Raw genomic sequence first — 709 nt, 5'->3', positions numbered from 1 at the left:
CGGAAGTAGTGGAAGTTCCGTATCCCAAAAGAGCAACGTTTTAAAACTTTAATTTTGTTGTTGCAACCCTCGGTAAAGCCGTTTGAATATGGTAAGGTTAAGGCATTAATAATTTCGTCGCTCCAAGAGGAGAACGTTTTTAAGAGGGATTGAAATTCAGATAGTTCAGAGTCAAAAACTAATGAAAGCCATTCATTTATGGACCTTAGAATATCGCGCCTCCGTTTAAATTTCAACACTGTATGGAAGGTATATTTTAGCATATAGGCACGGTGTAATCTCGATGAATAGTGAAACATATCCATCAGTTTTGCATATTCATTGTCAGTTAAATCCTTAAAATGTTTAGTCAATATTCGCTTATTCGTTTTGAAGGTTCGGCTTGCATTAGTTAAGGTATTTTGCTCAGCTTTACGCACTCGCTCAAGGGCAAAGGTCACCAGCCGGATTAAGTGGAATCTGTCAGCAACAATATGAGCTTTAGGGAAGCATTGCTTCATGACGGAGCGGAATTGGAGGGACATGTCCATTGTGATGTATTTTACGTTGTTTCGTACGTGTCTTGGGAATTGCAAAAAGTACTGTATTAGCTTGACTGTATCTCGTTTAGGCAGAATATCCAGTATTTTATGGTCAGTAGGATCGGTAAGGATGACCTGGTATTTTTGGCCGGCTGCATTGCCTTTAAATTCATCAATAGATAATACCG

1 protein-coding gene is annotated in these 709 nt (G+C 38.9%); it reads right to left on the bottom strand.

The features are described 5' to 3' along the window. Positions 1–709: ISL3 family transposase (locus MXE28_RS11465; protein WP_247240194.1), on the bottom strand; the 709-nt coding region annotated here is incomplete at both ends.

The sequence above is a fragment of the Veillonella sp. KGMB01456 genome (genome assembly GCF_023051165.1).
Classification (GTDB): domain Bacteria; phylum Bacillota; class Negativicutes; order Veillonellales; family Veillonellaceae; genus Veillonella_A.
The sequence above is the reverse complement of the archived record's forward strand: the minus strand, read 5'-3'. Positions and strand labels throughout refer to the sequence as shown.